This window comes from Umezawaea tangerina (assembly GCF_003002815.1).
Taxonomy (GTDB): Bacteria; Actinomycetota; Actinomycetes; order Mycobacteriales; family Pseudonocardiaceae; genus Umezawaea; species Umezawaea tangerina.
This window is the reverse complement of record NZ_PVTF01000010.1, coordinates 190,854-209,475: the sequence shown is the minus strand read 5'-3', so window position 1 is coordinate 209,475 and position 18,622 is coordinate 190,854. Positions and strand designations below refer to the sequence as shown.

Below are 18,622 nucleotides of genomic sequence, written 5' to 3'. Positions count from 1 at the left end.
ATACGGATGGCGCCCGGCGAACGTTCAGGTGGACTTCCTACTTGCCCGCGGGCAACCAGGCCTTGACCTTGTCGGCGTTGTCGTCGACCCACTTCTTGGCCGCCGCGTCCGCGGACATCTTGTCCTCGGCGATGTACTTGGCGACGAGGTTCTGGTCCTCGTTGGTCCACTTGAAGTTCTTGACCAGCTGGAAGGCGGGACCGCCCGCGTCGGCGAACTTCTTGCTGACGATCTTGTCCAGGTCGTAGTCGGGGTAGTCGCAGGCGATCTTCTGGGTGTCGGCGTCGCAGCCCTTGGTGTAGGCGGGCAGCTTGACCTTGACCAGCTTCACCTGCGACAGCAGCCACTGCGGCGAGTAGAAGTAGCCGATGACCGGGGTCTTCTTCTCCTCGGCCTGCTTGAACGCCTGGATGAGCGCGGTCTCGCTGCCGCCGTAGACGACCTTGTAATCGAGGTTCAGGTTCTTGACCAGGGCCTCGTCGTTGGTGACGAACGAGGGGTCGCCGTCGAGGAGCTGGCCCTTGTCGCCGGACTCGGAGGTCTTGAACAGGTCGGCGTACTTGTTGAGGTTGTTCCAGTCGGTGATGTCCGGGTACTTCTCGGCCATCCACGGCGGGACGTACCAGCCGATCTGCCCGGTGACGCCGGTGGAACCGGCCGACACGGCGGTCTTCTGGTCGTCGACGTACTTGGCGCGCAGGTCGTCGTGGCCCCAGTTCTCGACCACCGCGTCGACCTCTCCGGTGCCGAAGCCCTGCCAGGCCACCTCTTCCTTCAGGTCCTTCTTGGTGACCTTGCAGCCGAGCTGCTTCTCGGCCACGTAGGCGAGCACGGCCGCGTTGGCCTCGTAGCCGACCCACGGGTTGATCGCGATGTTGAAGGTCCCGCAGTCGCCGGTGGACCCGGACTGGGCACTGCCGGTGTCACCGACCTTCGCGCCGCCGCACCCGGCCAGGGTCAACGCGACGGCGAGCGCAACGCCCGCGCCGCGGATGCCGGTCTTGCCGCTCAGTGCCACGTGATCGAACCTCCTCGTTCCGCCACCTCCGGGGTGGCGCTTGCACTTGGTCAGGACCGACCGGACCTGGCCGCGGCGGCGCGGGTGAGGCGGTCGAGCAGCACGCCGAGCACGACGATGGCCAGACCTGCCGCGAGCCCCTTGCCGTAGAGCTGCCCCTGCGAGAACCCGGCCACCACGTCGTAGCCGAGGGCGCCCGCGCCGACGAGGCCGCCGACGACGACCATCGACAGCACGTAGACGAGCCCCTGGTTGGTCGCGAGGACCAGTGCCTGCCGCGCCATCGGCAGCTGCACCTTGGTGATCGTCTGCCACGTGCTGGAGCCCGACGCCGTGGCGGCCTCGACCGTGGTGGGCGAGACCGCGCGGACGCCGTCGGCGACGATCTTGACGGCCACCGGCGCCGCGAACACGACCGCGGCGACGATGGCGGTGAACCGGCTCGCCGCGAACAGCGCGAGGAACGGGACGAGGTAGACGAAGGCGGGCATGGTCTGCGCCGCGTCGAGCACGGGCCGGATCACCCGGTCCGCGCCGGGGCTGCGGCCCATCCAGACGCCGACGGCGACGCCGATGACCATGACGACCGCGGTCGCGACGAGCGTGGAGGCCAGGGTCGCCATGCTGTCCTGCCACAGCCCGGTGGCGACCAGCAGGCCGAGGCACACCGCGGAGCCGATCGCGGCCCGGATCCCGCCCAGCACCACGGAGAGCGCGACGACCACGGCGGCGACGAGCCACCACGGGGAGCCGGTCAGCAGCGACTGCAACGGGTCCACGAGCACGAGCGTCACGACGTCCTTGACGCCGTTGGTGATGCCGGACAGGTTGCTCTGCACCCAGTCCGTCGCGGTGGTCACGCCCTTGGCGATGGAGCTGCCGACCTCCACGTCGGGTGGGAACTCCGCGGCCCACACGTAGGTGTAGGACAGCCAGACCGCGACCAGCGTCAGCACCCCGCCGCCGATCAGCCCGCCCTGCCTGGCCCGCGCGGCCCACGGCCGCCGGGTGAGCCGGGCGCGGTCGACCCGGTCGCCCGCGGCGGTGGTCACGCGGTCGAGCACGATCGCCAGCACGACGATCGCCAGGCCCGCGTTGAACGCCGTGCCGACGTCGAGGGTCTGCAGCGCCTTGATGACCGTCTTGCCCAGGCCCGGCGCGTCGATCAGCGCGGCGATGGTGACCATGGACAGCGCCGCCATCATGGTCTGGTTGATCCCGACGATGATCGTGCGCTTCGCGGTGGGCAGCAGCACCTTCCGCAACGTCTGCCCGTCGGTGGCGCCGAGCGAGGCGCTGGCCTCGACGGTGTCGCCGGGGACGTTGCGGATGCCGTAGGCGGTGAGCCGGATGGCGGGCGGGGCGGCGTAGACCAGCGTCGCGATGGTCGCCGACGCGGGGCCGATGAGGAAGAACAGCGTCAGCGGCGCGAGGTAGACGAACGTCGGCATGGTCTGCATGAAGTCGAGCACCGGGGTGATGACCCGGTTGAACCGGTCCGACAGCCCGGCCCAGATGCCGATGGGGATGCCGAACAGCAGCGCGATGACCACGGCCGCCAGCGTCAGCGCGAGCGTGTCCATGCTCTCCTCCCACAGGCCCTGCAGGCCCAGGAAGGTGAAGCCGGCGGCCGCGAGCAGCGCGACCCGGAAGCCGCCCGCCGCGTAGGACACGAACGCGGCCAGCGCGACGACGCCGAGCCAGCCGATCAGCGGCAGCGGCCTGCCGAACGCGGGCTGCGCGATCAGCGACTGGATGAAGGTGACGAACTCGTCGATGACGAGCCGGATCTCGTTGAAGAAGTAGAGGAACAGCGGGTTGGTGTTGCGGCTCGCGCCGATGGAGTCGTTGAGGTCGTTGACGGCCTGGTGCAGCGGCGTGAGCTGGGCCGGGCCGAGCGCGAGGGTGTGCAGCCCCTTGAGCAGGGCCCACAACACCAGCCACAGGGCCAGGACCAACGCGACGACGGCGCCGCGACCGGGACGTCGGAGGTCCACTTTGGACAGTGCGACCGCCGCCATCAGGCGTCCGCCTCCTGCCCCGCCACGACCGCCAGGATCTCCTCGTCGCCGACGATGCCGAGCAGCTCTCCGTTCTCGACCACCTTGACCGGGGCGGCCGCGGCGAGCACCGCGCGGGTGGCGTCGCGGACCACGACGTCCGGGCCGAGCTCGGGGCCGTCCAGCACGTCGTCGGGACGCGGGTCGCGCATGATCCACTTCAGGGTCAGCACGTTCGCGCGCGGCACGTCCCGGACGAAGTCGCGCACGTAGTCGTCGACCGGGGCGCCGACCAGCTCGTCGCCGGTGCCGACCTGGACGACCTTGCCGTCGCGCATGATCAGGATGCGGTCGCCGAGCTTGAGCGCCTCGGCCAGGTCGTGGGTGATGAACAGCATCGTCTTGCCGACCTCGCGGTGCAGCCGGATGACCTCGTTCTGCATGTCCCGGCGGATCAGCGGGTCGAGCGCGGAGAACGGCTCGTCGAACAGCAGCACGTCCGGGTCGCCCGCGAGGGCGCGCGCCAGGCCGACGCGCTGCTGCATGCCGCCGGAGAGCTGGTCCGGGTAGGACTTCTCGTACCCGCTCAGGCCGACCAGCTCGACGACCTCCATCGCGCGCCGGGACCGCTCGGCGCGCGGGACGCCGCGGATCTCCAGGCCGTAGGAGATGTTGTCGAGCACCCTGCGGTGCGGCAGCAGGCCGAAGTGCTGGAACACCATGGAGAACTTGTTGCGGCGCAGCTCGCGCAGCCGCTTCGCGTCGGCCGCGAGGATGTCCTCGCCCTCGAACAGCACCTGGCCCGCGGTCGGCTCGACGAGCCGGGTCAGGCAGCGCACCAGGGTGGACTTGCCCGATCCGGACAGTCCCATCACCACGAAGACCTCGCCGGGAGCGACGTCGAACCCGACCTCGCGGACCGCGGCCGTGCAGCCGGTGCGCTCCATCAGCTCCCGCCGCGAGAGGGCGCACAGCTCCGGCGACCCCGGCACCCCCTCGGCCTTGGGGCCGAAGACCTTCCACACATCCCGCACAGAGATCACCGGGTCGGGCCGCTCCGCACCGACCGGTCCGACCTCGACATCTTGGGCCGCCACGTAGGTCTCTCCAAACCGTGCGCCTTGTTGCGGATCGCGCACATTGTTTCTGGATGCGCGACAGCATCGACCCTGGTCGAACCGCCGTCAAGGTCAAGTAGGCCCGGTCGCGCGACTTTAACGTCCCGACCACGCGGCCGACACGACGCGGACCGGCGGCTCCACCCGCCGTCGATCCACAGTGGACAGTCGGCGACCAAGATCGATCCTCTTGAACGTCCGTCGATCCGGTCGTCCGACCTCTGCCCTGGTGAACTGCGAAAACGTGCTCTCCAGGACACCGACGGCGGTCTTCCGACCCTTGACCGGCCCGGCGGCGCGCGTCGATGCTGGGCGCGCACCCCGGAGATCGAGTCCCTGCCCTCTGTTCCGGAGGTCCCAGAAGGTGTTGCCGAGAAGGTCCACCGCCGGCGGGCGCGCCCGGTGGTACGTCCTGGCGATGGCGCTCGTCCTCGGCGCGGCCGGGTGCGCCCAGCCGCCGCGGGCCGCACCGGCGAGGTCGTGCGGCCAGGTCAGCATCGCGGTGAACCCGTGGGTCGGGTACCGGGCCAACGCCGCGGTCGTCGCCTACCTGGCCACCACGAGGCTGGGCTGCAAGGTCACCCTCAAGGAGCTCGGCGAGGAGGAGTCCTGGGAGGGTCTGGCCGCGGGCGACGTCGACGTGATCCTGGAGAACTGGGGGCACGACGACCTGAAGGCCAGGTACGCGCGGGACACCGTCGTCGTCGGCACGACCGGCAACGTCGGCGCGATCGGCTGGTACGTGCCGCCGTGGATGAAGACCGCCCACCCCGACATCACCGACTGGCACAACCTCGCCAGGTACAAGGACCTGTTCGCCACCATCGACTCCGCGGGACAGGGGCAGCTGCTCGACGGCGACCCGTCGTTCGTCACCGCCGACGAGGCGCTGATCCGCAACCTCGGCCTGGACTACCGGGTCGTCTACGCGGGCAGCGAACCCGCGCTGATCAAGGCGTTCCAGCAGGCCGAGGAGCAGCGCACGCCGCTGATCGGCTACTTCTTCGAGCCGCAGTGGCTGCACCTGGACATCGGACTGGTCAAGGTCGACCTGCCGCCGCACCGGCCGGGGTGCGACGCCGACCCCGCGACCGTGGCCTGCGACTACCCGCGCTACGAGCTGGACAAGATCGCGCGCCGCGGGTTCGCCGACGCGGGCGGGCCCGCCTACCGGCTCGTCGACAACTTCCTGTGGACCAACACCGACCAGAACACCGTGGCCAGCTTCGTCGACGTCTACCGGATGAGCCCGGACGAGGCGGCGAAGCGCTGGACCGAGGCGAACCCGGACAAGGTCGAGGAGTGGCTCAAGGGGACCTGAGCCCACCGGCCGTTGTGGACGGTCGACGCCCGACCAGTGGGCTCCTGATCACCGCACCTCCGCTTGACCTGCCCGCCACCAGCACGGTAAGAATTTTGAACCGACAACCTGGAGGCGTTGTGTTCGAGTCCGCCGTCGCCGTGTCCGCCGTGGCACGGGAGTTCGCCCGCGACACCGAGGCGGGGCGGGCCCTCGCTCCCCCGGTGCTCGCCGCCGCCAAGGAGGCCGGGCTGCTGCGCTCCGGGCTGCCCGAGGAGCTGGGCGGTCCGGCGGCCTCACCGGAGGCGATCCTGCGCTCGGCCGAGACCGTGGCGCGCGGTGACGCGTCGGCGGGGTGGTGCGTGTCGATCGCGGCCACCAGCAGCCTGCTGTCCGCCTACCTGCCGCCGGAGGGCGCGCGGGAGGTGTTCGGGCCGCCCGACGTGGTGGCGGCCGGGGTGTGGGCACCGCGCGGCACGGCCAAGGCCGTGGACGGCGGCGTCGTCGTGTCCGGGCAGTGGGCGTTCTGCAGCGGCATCCCGCACGCCGACTGGCTGTTCGCCGGGTGCGTGCTCGACGGCGTGGGGCTGCGGGTCGCGGCGATCCCCAAGGCCGAGCTGGAGGTCCTGGACACCTGGTACACCGGCGGGCTGCGCGGCACCGGCAGCCACGACTGCGTGGCGCGCGAGGTGTTCGTGCCGCGGCACCGGGTGCTGTCGGTGCTCGACGGGCCGCTGGACGACTCGCCGCTCTACCGGTTCCCGGTGTTCGGGTTCTTCGCGCTGTCCATCGCCGTCGCCGCGCTCGGCAACGCCCGCGGGGCGGTCGACGACCTGATCGCGCTGGCCGGGGGCAAGCGGTCGATGGGGTCGAGCAAGTCCCTCGCCGAGCGCGCCCAGACCCAGGCCGACGTGGCGCGGGCCGAGGCCTCGCTGCGCGCGGCCGACCTGCTGGTGTTCGACGCGGTCGACCGGGCGTGGCAGGAGGCGCAGGGCTCCGACCCGGTGTCGGTGGCCGCGCGGATGGGCGTGCGGCTGGCCGCCACGCACGCGACCCGCACGTCGGCGGAGGTCGTCACCGCGATGCACGACCTCGCCGGGGGCGCGGCGATCTACCAGGACTCCCCGTTGCAGCGCCGGTTGCGCGACGCGCACACCGCCACCGCGCACTTCCAGGTCAACGCGGCGAGCTACGAGCTGTCCGGGCGGCTGCTGCTCGGCCTGCCGACCCGCACGGAACAGCTGTGAGCCTCGGCGTCGTCCTGCCGTACTGGCTCGACCGGCCCGACGGCGAGGCCGTGGAGATCGCGGTCGAGGCCGACCGGCTCGGGTTCGGCACGCTGTGGGTCGGCGAGATGGCGACGTTCGACGCGTTCGCGCTGGCGACCGCCGTCGGCCTGCGCACCGAAGGCATCGGCCTGCGGATCGGCCCGCTCGCGGCCGGGGTGCGCGGTCCGGTCGCGGTGGCGCTCGGGGTATCCTCGGTCGCGGCGCTGACCGGGCGGCGGGTGGACGTCGCGCTCGGCGCGTCGAGCCCGGCGATCGTGACCGGGTGGCACGACCGGCCGTGGCGCGGTGCCGCCCCGCGGATGCGCGAGTCCGTGCGGGCGCTGCGCGGTCTGCTGGCCGGGGAACGGATCTCGGCGGACGGCGACCACGTCCGGGCGCACGGTTTCCGGCTGCGCCACCCGCTGCCGGAGGCGACGGTGTCGGTGGCCGCCTTCGGTCCGGTGATGACCCGCGTCGCGGCCGAGGAGGCGGACGAGGTCGTGCTCAACCTCGTCGCGCCGCACCAGGTCGAGCGGGTCCGCGCGGTGGTCGACGCGCACGCGGCCGCGTTCGGCCGACCGGCGCCGAAGCTCGCGGTGTGGGTGACGGCGGCGCTGGACCCCGGTCCGGCCGCGGTGCGGCAGGTGTCCGAGCAGCTGGCCCTGTACCTGCGGGCGCCCGGCTACGCCGGGATGTTCGCGGAACTGGGCCACCCGGCGCTGGTGGCGCGGGCGGAAGCGGGCGCGCCGCGGCGGGAGCTGGCCGAGGCGGTGCCGCGGGAGCTGCTGGAAGCGGTGTGCGCCATCGGTTCCGCGGCGCGGGTGCGCGACCGGATCGCCGACTACCACCGGGCGGGGGCGGACCACGTGGGCGTGGTGCCGTCGACCGCGGACGACCCGGCCGGCCGCCGGGTCCTGGCCGCGGTGGGGTGAGCGTGCACGACCTGCCGCAGCGGTTCGAGGCCGACTCCGTCGGCCGGGCGCTCGCCCTGGTCGGCGAGCGGTGGACGTTGCTGATCCTGCGCGAGGCGTTCTTCGGCGTGCGCCGGTTCGGTGAGCTGGTCGCCAACCTCGGCATCCCCAAGCCGACGCTGTCCGCCCGGCTGCGGACCCTCGTGGACGCCGGGCTGCTCGACCGCGTGCCCTACGCCGCCGAGCCGGACCGGCACGAGTACCGGCTGACGCGGGCGGGCCGCGACCTGTTCCCCGCGATCGTGGCGCTGATGAAGTGGGGCGACACCCACCTGGCCGGACCCGACGGGCCGCCGATCGTGCTGCGGCACCACGCGTGCGGCGCGGTCACCGACCCCGTGCTCACCTGCGGGCACTGCGGCGGGGGGATAACGACCGAGTCCGTCACGCCGGAACCCGGACCTGGTCGGTCGTAGGATCGAACGGTGGCGACTGACGACGAGCTGATGGCCTGGGCGCCGCGCGCGACGACCAGGAGCGGCATCGCCCTCGCCGGGTACAGCGACTTCCGGATGGTCGCCCAGGGCGGCGAGGGCACCGTGTACCGGGCCCGGCAGGACGGCCTCGGCCGCGACGTCGCGGTCAAGGTGCTGGCCGCGGCCGACGACGCCACGCTCGCCCGGTTCCGCCGCGAGCTGGAGATCACCGTCCGGCTCGGCAGGCAGCACCCGCACATCGTGACGGTCCTGGACACCGGTGTGGTGCAGGGCAGGCCGTGCATCGTGATGGAGTTCCACGACCTCGGCTCGCTGCACGACCGGCTGCTGGCCCGCGGTCCGCTGCCGGTGGCCGACGTGGTCGCCGCGGGCATCGCCGTCGCGGACGCGCTGGCGTTCGCGCACGGCCAGGGCGTGCTGCACCGGGACGTGAAGCCGCAGAACGTCCTGGTGCTGCCGACCTCCTACGTGCTGGCCGACTTCGGCATCGCCCGCGCCGTGGACGCCGGGCACTCCGCGTCGCTGCAGCTGGTCAGCTACCGGCACGCCGCGCCGCAGATGGTCGACGGCGAGAAGCCCGCCGCGACCGACGACGTGTGGTCGTTGGGCTCGACGCTGTTCACGCTGCTGGACGGAAAGCCGCCGTTCTCCTCCGCCGACCCGGACGAGGACACGATGCTGGCCTACCTCGGGCGGGTCCGGTCGGCCCCGCCTCGTCCGTTGCGGCGCACCGACGTGCCGCCGGACCTGCTGGCCGTGGTCGACCGGTGCCTGCGCAAGGCGCGGGAGGACCGGTTCCCCGACGCCGCGTCGCTGCGCGCCGCGCTGGCCGCCGTGGACACCGCGTGGGCGCCGACTCCGTCCACTGTGGACCCGGACAGCACCAGGGCCGTGGTCCCCCTGGCCCCGCCCCAGCTCTACCCCGAGGGCCCGACCGCGCTCCCCGACTTCGGGCCTCGGCCGCGGGTGGAGGAGGAGCCGCCCGCGCCGGCAGTGCAGGAGGAGCCCAAGTCGTGGGCCGACCAGCTGGCCGACCTGACCGTGCGGCACCACCCCGCGGAGCCGGAGGTCCCGGACTTCGGTCCCCGGCCCGGAAACCCGGCCGACGCACCCGACTTCGGCCTGCGCGAGGCAGGCCCTTCCGCACCCGGTGTGCCGGACTCCGAGAGCGGTGCCGGTGCGGCCGACCCGACGACGGACGTGCGGTCCGCCGAGCAGACCACCTCGGCCGGGCAGGACTCCACCTCGGACTCACCCACGAGCACGGCGGTACCCGACTCGGACTCGCCAGCCAACAGGCCCGTCTCCGATGAACGTGCCGTCCCGGACCAAACACCCCCAGATCACGCACCCGAGCCTCCGACGGCGGTGACGCCCGCACGTCCGGCGCCGTTCGCCCCGTCGATCCCCGTCGTGCCGTTCACCCCACCGCCCCCGGTGGCCGTGGTGCCCGCCACCTCCTACCCGGTCGACCGCACCGTCCACGAGCCCGTCACGCAGCCGTCCGCGCCCCCGCGCTCCGACCCGCCCGTGCCGCGCCGCCACCTGCGCTGGCTGGTGCCGCTGGCGATCGTCGCGATCGTCGGCGGCGCGGTGCTGGGCGTCGTGCTCACCCGGCCCGACGACCGGTCGCAGGCCGCTCCGCCCACGACCTCGTCGGCGGCGTCGACCTCGCCTGCACCGCCCAGCACACCCGACACCAGTGCCAACGTCCCCGCGGGCACCGACCCGAGGTTCTCGCCGGTGCTCAACCGGGTCGAGGTGCTCAGCGGCACCACCATCGAGCTCGACTGGACCGACCCCAGCGACGGCCGCGCCCAGTTCGTCGTGGTCGACGTGACCGGCAAGAAACCCGAACCGCTGGTCACGGTCGCCGCGGGCACCACCACGCACCTGCTCGAAGGCCTCGACACGGCCGGTCGCCGCTACTGCTTCCAGATCCTCGCCATCGGCCTCGACGACCCCGGCAACCAACGCGGCTCCTCCGCCCGCACCTGCACCTCGACGGGCTAGCCACCCGGCGGCACACGCGCCCCTCCCAAGACCGCCGGTGCTCGCCGCGCGGGCGACCGCGGCGAGCACCCGGACGAAGCGGCGGGGGCGGAGCGCTAGCTGGCGCCGCGCCCGGTCTCCTGCTGCAGCTTGTCGATCATCTGCGACGCCTCGGCCTTGGTCAGCCCGTCCGGCACGTCCTCGCCCGCCTCGCGCGCCAGGGTGTGCAGGTAGGACTCCTGCGGCCCGGTGATGGGCTCGTCCCCGGTGGTCCACTCCTCGAGGTCCTTCTCCGGCGTTCCGGTCATGGCGTTCTCCTTCCGCTCGAACACCTGTTCGCGGTACCCGAGACGTCCCGGTCGCAAACAACCCGGCCGACGTTTGCCCTTGATCGAGTTCGGGAACCACGGCGCCAGGAGGCCCACATGGTGTTTCGGCGCAAGCCGCGGGGACGTCAGTTCTTCGACCTGTTCAGCACCGCCGGCACGAACATCGCGGCGAGCGTGGACGTGCTGCGCGAGTTCGTGGCCGCGCCGCTCGACCGCCGTCCGGTGCTGGCCGCGCGGATGCACGAGCTGGAGAACGCGGGCGACGACGCGACGCACGCGATCGTCGACCAGCTCAACCGGTCGTTCATCACCCCGTTCGACCGGGAGGACCTGTACCTGCTGGCCAGCAGGCTGGACGACGTGGTCGACCACGTCGACGCCGCGGTGGACTTCGCGAACCTCTACGGCATAGGGGAGTTCCCCGAGGGCGTGGCCGACCAGGTCGACCTGCTGGGCAAGGCGGCCCGGCTGACCGCCGACGCGATGCCGCGGCTGGCCGCGCCCGCCGACCTCACGTCCTTCTGGATCGACATCAACGCGCTGGAGAACGAGGCCGACCAGGTGTACCGCAAGCTGGTGTCGCTGCTGTTCAGCGGCCGGTACGAGCCGCTGGAGGTCATGAAGCTCAAGGAGGTCGTCGACGAGCTGGAGTCGGCCGCGGACGCGTTCGAGGACGTCGCCGACGTCGTGCAGACGATCGCGGTGAAGGAGTCCTGAGCGGGCAGCTCGCGGCCGTGGTCCTGGTCGTCGTGCTGGCCACGGCCTTCGACTTCACCAACGGTTTCCACGACGCCGCCAACGCCATCGCGACCGCGGTGTCCACCAGGGCGCTGCCGTTGCGCGGCGCGCTGGCCATGGCGGCGGTGATGAACCTGCTCGGCGCCCTCGCGGGTACAGGGGTCGCGGTCACCATCGCCAGCGGTGTGATCGCCGTGCCCGCCGGCGACGGCGGTCTCGTCGTGGTGATCGCCGCACTGGTCGGCGCCACGACGTGGAACCTGATCACCTGGTACTTCGGCCTGCCGTCGTCGTCCTCGCACGCCCTCATCGGCGGCCTCGTCGGTGCGGCCCTCGCCTCCGCCACCGTCGTGCACTGGGGCGGTGTGCTCGCCAAGGTCGTCGTCCCGATGGTCGTCTCCCCCGTCGTCGGCCTCGTCCTGGGCTACCTCGTGATGACCGCCATCCGGTTCCTGTTCCGCGCCGCCGACCCGCACGTCGCGGGCCGCCGCTTCCGCCGCGCCCAGGTCGTCTCCGCCGCCAGCCTCGCCTTCGGCCACGGCCTGCAGGACGCGCAGAAGAGCATGGGCGTCATCGTGCTCGCGCTCGTCGTCGCCGGGCACCAGACGGACTACCACGTCCCGCTGTGGGTGATCCTGCTGTGCGCCACCGCCTTGGCCGCGGGCACCTACTCCGGCGGCCTGCGCATCATGCGCACCGTCGGCAGGCGCATCTTCCACCTCACCCCGCCGCACGGCTTCGCCGCCGAGCTCTCCGCCTCCTCGGTCCTCTACCTGACCGCCTTCGCCTTCACCGCGCCCATCTCCACCACCCACGTCATCACGTCCGCCGTCATGGGCGTCGGCGCCACCGAACGCCGCTCCGCCGTCCGCTGGGCGGTCGCGGGCGACATCGCCGTCGGCTGGGTCCTGACCCTCCCGGCGTCCGCCGCGGTGTCGGCGCTGGTCTACCTGGTCACGCGGTTGTGGTGACGGCGCAGCGGCCTCGGGTCGACCGACCAGAACAGCCGCCGGTACCACGGGACGACGCGGCGCAGCCCGGCGCGGACCTCCACGGCCAGCCGCCACGCGTCCGGCTCCACGACCGCTGACGGACCGAAGGCGGAGCGGTCGGCCATGGCCGCCAAGGGCACGGCCGACGGGGCGAACCCGGCGATGTCGTGGGCGATGTCCGGAGCCGCGCGGTCGCGCCGCGGGGTGCGACCGGCCAGCAGCAGCGAGTCCAGCACGTAGGACCAGGCGCCCGCGACACCCGCACGGCGCAACCGGACGCGGTGGCCGGTGCGCAGGGCGAGCAGGAGCAGGACGGGCACGAGCGGGACGGCCAGGAGGACGAACGGCGGGCCGCCCGCGGGCGGTGCCGGTGGCAGCGCGACGGGAGCGGCGGGCTGGGCCAGCGGTGGTGGCGCGGACGGCGGGGTGGTCGGCGACGGCGGGATGGAGGCCAGGCGGTCGAGGACCTCGCGCTTGGAGGCCGGGCTCGGGCCGGAGCCGGTGCCGGACACGGGGTCGAAGGGGACCCAGCCCCAGCGGTCGAAGTACACCTCGGGCCACGCCGTGGCGTCGCTGCCGCGGATCACGCGGACGCCGTCGGGACCCTCGGGAACGGGTTGGAAGCCGACGACGACCCTGGTCGGGAGGCCGACCGAGCGGGCGAGGACGGCGAAGGCGGAGGCGAACTGCTCGGCGGTGCCCGCGTTGGCGCCGGACTCGGTGGTGCCGAACAGGAACGTCTCCAGGCGCGCGTACGACGACCCGACCGGTGCCTCCACGTCGGGCTTGCGGTCCAGCCGCACCACCTGTTCGAGCGCCACCGCCTTCTCGTACGGCGTGCTCGCCCCGGCGACCGCCTTGCGCGCGTACTCGGCGAGCGAGAACGGCAGACCGGGCAGGGTGACGTACCGGCGGGCCGCCGGACCCGTGGGAACCGTGGCGGTCAGCAGGTCGGCGTCGTCGGGCGTGTCCGTCGAGCCGGTCACGTCGTAGCGCAGCCCCGGCGTCAGTTCTCCGGGCAGCACAAGGGATCCGGAGTCGGTGTCGACCGCGGCGCCGTCGAGGCTGACCGCGGAGGGACGGCCGACCGCGGGCAGCCAGGTGCCGCCGAGGGCACCGACGGTGACCTCGATCGTCGACTCGGACACGCGCGCCCCAGGCGGCAGGTCCGGGTCCGCGACGGCGCCGATCGGCCCGTACAACGAGGCCGCGCGCCAGGTCGCGCCGGTGTAGTCGGCCAGCGCCACGAGCCGCAGCGGGCGCTCCGGGCCGCGCACCCGCAGCAGCTCGGTGTCGCCTATCCCGGCCCAGAAGGCCAGTCGTGGCAACGGACTGGTGACCGCCATGTCGCTCACCGGCGGCCGCACCAGCTCGCGCGGCTCGAACGCGCCCGCCGACGGCAGCACCGTCGCGGACAGCGTCACCGCGCCCAGCACGCCGAGCACGGCGGCGGGCCGTCCCAGCGGGAGCCGTCGCCCGGCCTCGATCCGGTCGACCACCAGCCAGCCCAGTGCCACCAGCAGCACCAGCGCCAACGCGACCACGCCGTGCGGGTCGGCCCGCCCGGCGGTCAGCAGCGCGGTGGCCGTGTAGAGCACGGCCGCGCCCAGGGCCGGCGCGAACGACGACCTCGCGACCGCCACGGCCAGCGCCACCAGGAACACCAGCAGCACACCGGGCACCAGCAGGGTCGGGGTGGCGGGCGCGGGACGGGCCGCCGTCAGCAGCCGGGGCACCAGGTCCAGCAGCACCGACGCCGGGGCGGCCTCGTCGGTCCTGGCCACCGCGTACGCGCCGACCAGCGCGAAACCCAGCAGCACCAGCGCGGACACCTTCGCCCACCGCACCAGCGGCAGGCAGGCGAACGCCACCAGCACCGCACCGGCGAACACCAGCCGGGGCAGCACCCCCTGCCACCCGGCTCCCAAGTGGACGGACGCCACCAGCAGGACCGAAGCGCCCCAAGCGATCCTCATCGCGCCACCACCGTGTTCCACGCGGTCACCAGGTCGTCCGCCCGAGGTGCCCGCAGCACCACCACACCGCCGACCGCCGACACCGGGGCCGCCTCCGTCACCGCCAGCACGACGCCGAACGCCGCCCGGCCGACCTCCAGCAGCAGCGAGGGCAGGTCGGACTCCGCCCCGCACACCACCGCCACCACGTCCAGGTCCCGCAACGGCACCGGCCTGGCCACCGCCGTGACCTCCAGGTCCGCCAACGCCGCCAGGGCGGGCGACGGCTCGTCCGCCACGGCCACGTCCACCGATCCCGACGACGTCAGCAGCCGCACCGGGTGCCCGCCCTCCACCGCCGCGCTCACCAGCGACGCGGCCACCTCGACCGCGTCCTCGAACGACGCCGGGTCGCCGTAGGCCGCGGCGCTGTCGTCCAGCACCACCGCCAGGTGCGGCAGCGCCGGGTCCGCGTCCTCGCGGATCATCAGCGTGCCGGTGCGGGCCGTGGTGGCCCAGTGCAGCCGACGCAGGTCGTCGCCGGGCACGTACTCCCGCAGCCCCACCAGGTCCGTGCCGCCGCTCTCGACCCGCTCGTCGGCGCCCACGTGACCGCGGCGCACCCCGCCGGGCAGGCCGCGGACCGGGAGCACGCGCGGCACGACCCGGACGTCGACCACCGACCCGAGCACGGTCCTGGCGACCGCCAGCCCGGCGAAACCCCTGCGGTGCAAGGTCAACGGGCCCACCGCGAGCACACCGCGGCGGTCGGTCGGGATCGGGTACTCGACGGCGACCCGCTCGCCGGCCGCCAGCATCGGCACGTCGACCGGCGTCGCGACACCGGCCACGTGGTCGGTCGCGTCCAGCACGACCGGGAAGCGCTTGCCGGGGTTCGCCAGCTCCACCCGCCCGGTGCACCCGGCCAGCCGCTGCACGGTCCGCGGCCGCACGCTGCGCGACGCCTCGACCGGCACCGTCGTGCGCACGGACACCACCGCGGCCACCACGAGCAGCACCAGCGCGATGCCCAGCCCGGCCACACCGGGGTAGCGCCACCACAGCCCGAGGGAGGCCAGCACCAGGCCCAGCACCAGGGTCCCGGTGCCGCGCGCGGTCAACCTCACCGGGCTTCCGGCCGGGGGACCGCCACGGAGGACAGCACCTCGGCCAGCACCTCCTCGGTGGTCGTGCCCGCCAACAACGCCTCACGGGTGAGCACCAACCGGTGCGCCAGCACCGGAACGGCCAGCTCCTGCACGTCGCCGGGCACCACGAAGTGCCTGCCGCGCGCGGCCGCGTGGACCTGCACGCAGCGCACCAGCGCGCGCAGCCCGCGGGTGCTCGCGCCCAGCCGCAGCCGGGAGTCCTCCCGCGTCGCGGTGCCCAGCTCGCCGATGTAGCGCAGGATCGGGTCAGCCACGTGCAGGGTGCCCAGCCGCTCCCCGAAGGACGCGACCTCGTGCGGGTTCGACACGGTGGGCACGCCCGCGACCCGACCGGCGCCGCTGCCGGGCCGCAGCACGTCCAGCTCGTGCTCGGCGTCGGGGTAGCCGATGGAGACGCGGATCATGAACCGGTCGAGCTGCGCCTCGGGCAGCCGGTAGGTGCCGTCGAGGTCGATCGGGTTCTGGGTGGCGACGACGAGGAACGGCGCGGGCACCACGTGGCCGACGCCGTCCACGGTGACCGTGTGCTCCTCCATCACCTCCAGCAGCGCGGACTGGGTCTTCGCGGCCGCGCGGTTGATCTCGTCGGCCAGCACCACGTTCGCGAACACCGGGCCCGGCCGGAACCGGACCTCGGCGGACTGCGGGTCGAACACCGACGTGCCGGTCACGTCGGAGGGCAGCAGGTCCGGGGTGAACTGGACCCGCCGCGACACCCCGCCCAGCGCCCCCGCGACCGCCCGCGCCAACGTCGTCTTGCCGGTGCCGGGCACGTCCTCGAGCAGCACGTGGCCGCCCGCGAACAGCGACACCAGCACGAGGTCGACCACCTCGCGCTTGCCGCGCACCGCCGTCTCGACGGCGTCGCCGAGCCGGGCGTGCAGGGCGCGGAACGCCGCGATCTCGTCCTCGCCGATCGCCGTGCTCTCCAGGGTCGTCACCGGAACTCGCCCTCCTCGGGACCATCGGACGCGTCGGAACGCCTGCGGCCGATCCGCAGCAGCGCCGCCGTGGCGATCAGGCCGAGACCGCCCGCGCCCATCGGGGCGGCGGGCGACTCGGGTGCCGCGCGCGGGATCTGGCACGGCTTGGTGCCGCACAGCTCCGGGTCGCGGACGTTCGTGCTCTTCGACGCCGAGTCCACCGACGAGCCACCGCCCGCGGCGTAGGCGCGCACCACGATCCGGTTGACGCCGATGTCGGCCTCGATCGTGGTCGACGTGGCCGAGCACGCGATCGGGGTGCTCCAGCCGTAGGTGGTGTTCACGACCTCGCACGTCCCGTTGTGGCTCGCCCAGTCCGCGGGCGGGGCCATGTTCACGGTCTTGGTGTAGGACGCCGCGCCACCGGTGATCGTGGTGATCACGGCCGCGCCCGCGGTCGGCAAGGACGGCGGCGGAGGCGTGGTCGTCGTGGTCACGACGGGCGGGGGCTCGGTGGTCGTGGTGACCACCGGCGGCGGGGTCGTCGTGGTCGTGACGACCGGCGGGGGCGTGGTCGTCGTGGTCACCGGCGGCGGGGTCGTGCCCGCGGGCGGGACGCTCCACGACACCGTGGTCGCGCCGCCGCCGGCCGCCGTCACGGACACGTCGAGCCTGCCCGACGCGCAGAACGTGCTGCCCGAACACGGGATCGACAGGTCCGTGCTGGTGCCCGAGGCCTGGGCGCCGAGGCTGCCGCCGGTGAACCCGCCACTGGCGGTGACGGTGTAGCCGGTGGCGGAGGCGACCGCTCCCCAGCTGACCGTGACGACGAGGGTGGAGGCGTCGCGGCTCTTCAGCGACACCGACACACCGGTCGGCTTGCCGGGTTGGCCGTCCACGGCGGGCACCGACCCGGTCGTCGTCGCGGGCGGCGGCACGGCGGTGGTCGTGACGCCGGTCGGGTTGTTGCCGCGCGTCCCGGTCGGCACCTCCTCCGGGCGGGGCGGCGGCGGGCTCGGCACCGACGGGATCGGCTGCCGGTCCGGGTCCGTCACGGCCAGCTCGGGGCTGCGGATGGTGACCGAGCGGGTGGTGCCGTCGGCGTCGACGATCACGCCCTGGGACGCGCCGGGGGTGTTGATGAACAGCTTGCCGTCGTCGAAGACCAGCTCGGGGTCACCGGTCCCGGCGGTCATCACGTCGTCGCCGGAGCGCTTCCCGGAGCCGTCGAGCACGACGACCTTCCCGGCGCCGCGGCACGGCACGTAGACCTTGTCGCGGAACACCGCCGGACGGCCGGGCTTCGCGCACCCGAGGCCCGCGGTGTCGACCCGGATCACCTGGCTGCCGCTGACCAGCACGACCACACCGGAGTCCGGCACGGCGGCGGGCACCAGCCCGGCGGGACTGGTGAGCGCGGCGAGCACGTCGCCCTCGAGCTGCACCGTCATCACCGACAGGGACTGCCCGGTGCCGTCCTGGAGCACTACCCCGCCTTCGAGCCCGAGCAGCGTCACGCCCTGCCCGTGCGGCACCAGGGCGGTGCGCGGACCGGCGCCGGGGACCGGGCGGCTCGACTTCTCGACGAACCGCTCCTCGTCGTCGGACCACTCCAGCGCGTGCAGGTTGCCGCCGTGGTCGACCGCCCACACCAGGCCCCGGTCGTCCACGACCACGTCGGCCAGCGGCTGCCCCGCCGACCACGGCGAACCGATGTCGACCAGCGTCACGGGGTCGGCGTTGTGGATGGTGCCCGCGGTCCGGTCGACCACGAACACCCGGCCCTGGGCGATGAGCACCTTGCTGGCCGCGCCGGGCGGGGCCTGCCTGCGGCCGCTGGCGAGCAGCGTGGACAGGTCGATCACGGTGATCTGCCCGGTGCGCCGGTCGAGCACGATGAGCGTGCCGTCGTCCTGGGCGATCTCCAGCTGCGCGTCGCCGCCGCTGATCTGCAGGCGCGTCTGCGGCTTGCCGGAGCTCGGGTTGACCTGCACGACCTCGCCGCGCTGGTCGTCACCCAGCCAGGTCAGCCCGTCGGACACGGACACCGCCGTGCGCGAGATCCCGCTGCCGAACGCGGCTCCCGCGAGGAGCAGCACCCCCAGCAGCGCGGCGCCGACGCTCGCGGACTCGCGACCGCCCCTGCCCACGACTCCCCGCCCGGCTCGCACCAAGCGCTGACCTAACCCCATCGGGCCCTCCCTCGACGGCGGGATGCTAACCCGGACCTGGTCGGAGAAATCGCACTGCTCCGATTGGCCCAACAGGGTTTCCGCTCGCGCGTTGGACCCCGCCGCTCCCCGCTCGGTTCCCTCGAGTTGCCTTCGGAAGCCGAGCCGCCCTCGGTTCGCGAGATCTCATTTCGGTCGACACTGAAGCAATAGTGAAGTAAACCCAGTATCGGAAAATAGT

At 73.3% G+C, this 18,622-nt stretch carries 15 protein-coding genes; 7 read left to right on the top strand and 8 right to left on the bottom strand.

All coding sequences use genetic code 11. The features are described from left to right. Positions 1 to 37 precede the first annotated feature (37 nt). Genes CLV43_RS31510 through CLV43_RS31500 form a run of 3 tightly spaced genes read right to left on the bottom strand, consistent with a single transcriptional unit; the run spans position 38 to position 4,115 of the window. Positions 38 to 1,018 carry an ABC transporter substrate-binding protein gene (locus CLV43_RS31510; RefSeq protein WP_106191688.1) on the bottom strand — a complete coding sequence of 327 codons (981 nt, stop codon included), beginning with the start codon at positions 1,016 to 1,018 and terminating at the stop codon, positions 38 to 40. 50 nt (positions 1,019 to 1,068) lie between these two features. After that, on the bottom strand, positions 1,069 to 3,039 hold the full coding sequence (locus tag CLV43_RS31505) for an ABC transporter permease (protein WP_106191686.1): 1,971 nt from the start codon (positions 3,037 to 3,039) through the stop codon (positions 1,069 to 1,071). Next, positions 3,039 to 4,115 (bottom strand): quaternary amine ABC transporter ATP-binding protein, encoded by a 1,077-nt coding sequence (locus CLV43_RS31500; protein WP_106191685.1) that lies wholly within the window; start codon positions 4,113 to 4,115, stop codon positions 3,039 to 3,041. The genes CLV43_RS31505 and CLV43_RS31500 overlap by 1 nt, the downstream gene beginning before the upstream one ends. A 385-nt stretch (positions 4,116 to 4,500) precedes the next feature. Between CLV43_RS31500 and CLV43_RS31495 the strand changes: the two genes are divergently transcribed. From CLV43_RS31495 to CLV43_RS31475, 5 genes are all read left to right on the top strand, one after another. Further along, positions 4,501 to 5,457: an ABC transporter substrate-binding protein gene (locus CLV43_RS31495; protein WP_211304640.1), complete on the top strand. Its 957-nt coding sequence runs from the start codon at positions 4,501 to 4,503 to the stop codon at positions 5,455 to 5,457. 119 nt (positions 5,458 to 5,576) lie between these two features. Further along, positions 5,577 to 6,683 carry an acyl-CoA dehydrogenase family protein gene (locus CLV43_RS31490; protein ID WP_170156099.1) on the top strand — a complete coding sequence of 369 codons (1,107 nt, stop codon included), beginning with the start codon at positions 5,577 to 5,579 and terminating at the stop codon, positions 6,681 to 6,683. Next, positions 6,680 to 7,636, top strand: coding sequence for an LLM class F420-dependent oxidoreductase (locus CLV43_RS31485; RefSeq protein ID WP_106191682.1), 957 nt, complete (start codon positions 6,680 to 6,682; stop codon positions 7,634 to 7,636). Before CLV43_RS31490 ends, CLV43_RS31485 begins: the two co-directional genes overlap by 4 nt. Next, complete coding sequence (locus tag CLV43_RS31480) at positions 7,633 to 8,091, top strand: winged helix-turn-helix transcriptional regulator (RefSeq protein ID WP_106191680.1); 459 nt, start codon at positions 7,633 to 7,635, stop codon at positions 8,089 to 8,091. Before CLV43_RS31485 ends, CLV43_RS31480 begins: the two co-directional genes overlap by 4 nt. A 9-nt stretch (positions 8,092 to 8,100) precedes the next feature. Next, positions 8,101 to 10,125 carry a serine/threonine-protein kinase gene (locus CLV43_RS31475; RefSeq protein WP_106191679.1) on the top strand — a complete coding sequence of 675 codons (2,025 nt, stop codon included), beginning with the start codon at positions 8,101 to 8,103 and terminating at the stop codon, positions 10,123 to 10,125. 95 nt (positions 10,126 to 10,220) lie between these two features. Here the strand turns inward: CLV43_RS31475 and CLV43_RS31470 are convergent, their stop codons facing one another. After that, positions 10,221 to 10,412: a DUF3072 domain-containing protein gene (locus tag CLV43_RS31470; RefSeq protein WP_106191953.1), complete on the bottom strand. Its 192-nt coding sequence runs from the start codon at positions 10,410 to 10,412 to the stop codon at positions 10,221 to 10,223. 117 nt (positions 10,413 to 10,529) lie between these two features. Here CLV43_RS31470 and CLV43_RS31465 point away from each other — a divergent pair, with 117 nt between their 5' ends. Together CLV43_RS31465 and CLV43_RS31460 are read left to right on the top strand one after the other, a co-directional pair. After that, positions 10,530 to 11,150, top strand: a complete 621-nt coding sequence (locus CLV43_RS31465) for a DUF47 domain-containing protein (protein ID WP_106191677.1) — start codon at positions 10,530 to 10,532, stop codon at positions 11,148 to 11,150. 17 nt (positions 11,151 to 11,167) lie between these two features. Then, positions 11,168 to 12,142: an inorganic phosphate transporter gene (locus CLV43_RS31460; RefSeq protein ID WP_425445783.1), complete on the top strand. Its 975-nt coding sequence runs from the start codon at positions 11,168 to 11,170 to the stop codon at positions 12,140 to 12,142. Here the strand turns inward: CLV43_RS31460 and CLV43_RS48680 are convergent. The 4 genes from CLV43_RS48680 to CLV43_RS31440 are packed head-to-tail and all read right to left on the bottom strand — an operon-like array spanning position 12,118 to position 18,360. Next, on the bottom strand, positions 12,118 to 14,139 hold the full coding sequence (locus CLV43_RS48680; RefSeq protein ID WP_146174971.1) for a transglutaminase TgpA family protein: 2,022 nt from the start codon (positions 14,137 to 14,139) through the stop codon (positions 12,118 to 12,120). The genes CLV43_RS31460 and CLV43_RS48680 overlap by 25 nt on opposite strands. Next, on the bottom strand, positions 14,136 to 15,245 hold the full coding sequence (locus tag CLV43_RS50155) for a DUF58 domain-containing protein (RefSeq protein WP_281262187.1): 1,110 nt from the start codon (positions 15,243 to 15,245) through the stop codon (positions 14,136 to 14,138). Before CLV43_RS50155 ends, CLV43_RS48680 begins: the two co-directional genes overlap by 4 nt. Then, positions 15,242 to 16,228, bottom strand: coding sequence for an AAA family ATPase (locus CLV43_RS31445; RefSeq protein WP_106191672.1), 987 nt, complete (start codon positions 16,226 to 16,228; stop codon positions 15,242 to 15,244). Before CLV43_RS31445 ends, CLV43_RS50155 begins: the two co-directional genes overlap by 4 nt. Then, positions 16,225 to 18,360 carry an NHL repeat-containing protein gene (locus tag CLV43_RS31440; RefSeq protein WP_106191671.1) on the bottom strand — a complete coding sequence of 712 codons (2,136 nt, stop codon included), beginning with the start codon at positions 18,358 to 18,360 and terminating at the stop codon, positions 16,225 to 16,227. The genes CLV43_RS31445 and CLV43_RS31440 overlap by 4 nt, the downstream gene beginning before the upstream one ends. Between the last annotated feature and the right edge of the window lie 262 nt (positions 18,361 to 18,622).

Excerpts from the sequence above, each read along its gene's own strand:
- CLV43_RS31470 (WP_106191953.1), bottom strand. The coding sequence starts at position 10,412 with ATGACCGGAACGCCGGAGAAGGACCTCGAGGAGTGGACCACCGGGGAC.
- CLV43_RS31465 (WP_106191677.1), top strand. The coding sequence starts at position 10,530 with ATGGTGTTTCGGCGCAAGCCGCGGGGACGTCAGTTCTTCGACCTGTTC.
- CLV43_RS48680 (WP_146174971.1), bottom strand. The coding sequence starts at position 14,139 with ATGAGGATCGCTTGGGGCGCTTCGGTCCTGCTGGTGGCGTCCGTCCAC.
- CLV43_RS31505 (WP_106191686.1), bottom strand. The coding sequence starts at position 3,039 with ATGGCGGCGGTCGCACTGTCCAAAGTGGACCTCCGACGTCCCGGTCGC.